This window comes from Streptomyces sp. RP5T (assembly GCF_003933965.1).
Taxonomy (GTDB): Bacteria; Actinomycetota; Actinomycetes; order Streptomycetales; family Streptomycetaceae; genus Streptomyces.
Genome location: NZ_RSAJ01000983.1, coordinates 1 through 1,850 on the forward strand (window position 1 = coordinate 1; position 1,850 = coordinate 1,850).

Genomic DNA, 1,850 nt, shown 5'->3' on the forward strand with positions numbered 1-1,850 from the left:
GGGCTGGGCCGCTCATGACACCGGCTCCGTCAGCACCCGGTCCACCGGGATGTCGGCCGTGACCGTCACCGCGGCCGGGTCCAGGTCGTCCGGCGCCGGCATCACACTGCCGGGCAGCTGGACGGCCGCCGCGCCGTGTGCGACCGCCGAGGCGAGGGCGGCCGGGCCGCTGCCGCCGGCGATCAGGAAGCCGGCGAGCGACGAGTCACCGGCGCCGACATTGCTGCGTACGACGTCCACGCGCGCGCTGCCGAACCAGGCACCGGAGCCGTCCACGAGCAGCTGCCCGTCGGCGCCCAGGCTCGCGAGGACCGCCCGCGCACCCATCTCCCGCAGCTCCTCGGCGGCCTTCACGGCGTCGCCCACCGTGGACAGGGGGCGTCCGACCGCTTCCGCCAGTTCCTCCGCGTTGGGCTTGACCACGTCGGGCTGTTCGCGCAGCGCCTCCAGGAGCGCGCGGCCCGAGGTGTCCAGCGCGATCCGCGCACCACCGGCGTGCGCCCGCGCGACCACCTCGGCGTACCAGGAGGGCGCGAGCCCCCGGGGCAGGCTCCCGCAGCAGGCGATCCAGGCGGCGTCGCGCGACTGCGAACGGACCGTCTCCAGCAGCAACTCCTGCTCGGCCGCGGACAGTTCGGGACCCGGTGCGTTGATCTTCGTGAGGACCCCGTCCGACTCGGCGAGCGCGATGTTGGAACGGGTGGCTCCGGCGACCGGCACCGGCGCGACCTCGATGCCCTGCGCGTCCAGCAGGTCCGCGACGAGCGCTCCCGGCGCCCCGCCCAGGGGCAGCACCGCGACCGTGCGCTGTCCGGCGGCCGCCACCGCACGCGAGACGTTGACGCCCTTGCCGCCGGGGTCCATGCGTTCCCCGGTGGCGCGGATGACCTCGCCGCGCTCCAGGGACGGGACCTCGTACGTACGGTCCAGGGACGGGTTCGGGGTGACGGTGAGGATCATGCGCGCACTACTTCCGTGCCGCCACGCTCGATCGTGACGGCGTCTTCGGGGCTCAGCCCGCTGTCGGTGATCAGCAGGTCCACGTCGCTCAGGGCGCCGAAGCGGGCGAAGTGCTCCTGGCCGTGCTTGGCGGAGTCGGCGAGCAGCACCACGCGGCGGGCGGCGGCGAGCGCGGCCCGCTTGACCGCGGCCTCGGCGAGGTCGGGGGTGGTGAGGCCGTGCTCGGCGGAGAAGCCGTTGGCCGCCACGAACAGGACGTCGGCCCGGATCTCGCCGTACGCCCGCAGCGCCCAGGCGTCCACGGCGGCGCGCGTACGGTGCCGTACGCGCCCTCCGACCAGGTGGAGCTGGATGCCGGGGTGGTCCGCGAGGCGGGCCGCGATCGGCAGGCTGTGCGTGACGACGGTGAGCGAGGCCTCCAGCGGGACGGCCGCGGCCAGGCGGGCCACGGTCGTGCCCGCGTCGAGGATCAGGGTGCCCTCGCTCGGCAGCTCGGCGAGGGCCGCCTTGGCGATGCGGTCCTTCTCGTCGGCCGCGGTGGTCTCGCGCTCGGCGAGGTCCGGCTCGAAGTCGAGGCGCCCGGCCGGGATGGCCCCGCCGTGCACCCGGCGCAGCAGCCCGGCGCGGTCGAGGGCCTTCAGGTCGCGCCGGATGGTCTCGGCGGTGACCTGGAACTCCTCGGCCAGCGATACGACGTCCACCCGCCCGCCGTCACGGGCGAGCCGGAGGATCTCCTGCTGCCGCTCCGGTGCGTACATGTCCGCTCACCTCCGACTGATGCCCGAACGTGTGGTTTCAGTCGGGAGGCTACGCCCGGATTTCCGGAAAGTAAACAGGTTCGGACGCAGTTCGGGCATGAACGGACTTGGGGGGTGGGGTCGGCTTCGGGT

Annotated in this window: 2 protein-coding genes; both read right to left on the reverse strand. The window is 74.3% G+C overall.

Translation table 11 applies throughout. The annotated features are described in order from the left end of the window. Positions 1 to 12: 12 nt before the first annotated feature. Entirely contained in the window at positions 13 to 960 is a 948-nt protein-coding gene (gene pfkB / locus EHS43_RS43705) for a 1-phosphofructokinase (protein WP_125195958.1), read from the reverse strand. After that, positions 957 to 1,718 carry a DeoR/GlpR family DNA-binding transcription regulator gene (locus EHS43_RS43710; protein ID WP_125195959.1) on the reverse strand — a complete coding sequence of 254 codons (762 nt, stop codon included), beginning with the start codon at positions 1,716 to 1,718 and terminating at the stop codon, positions 957 to 959. The genes pfkB and EHS43_RS43710 overlap by 4 nt, the downstream gene beginning before the upstream one ends. Positions 1,719 to 1,850: the final 132 nt, after the last annotated feature.

Bases quoted from the DNA above. Each gene is read 5' to 3' on its own strand.
- pfkB (WP_125195958.1), bottom strand. From the start codon at position 960: ATGATCCTCACCGTCACCCCGAACCCGTCCCTGGACCGTACGTACGAG.
- EHS43_RS43710 (WP_125195959.1), bottom strand. From the start codon at position 1,718: ATGTACGCACCGGAGCGGCAGCAGGAGATCCTCCGGCTCGCCCGTGAC.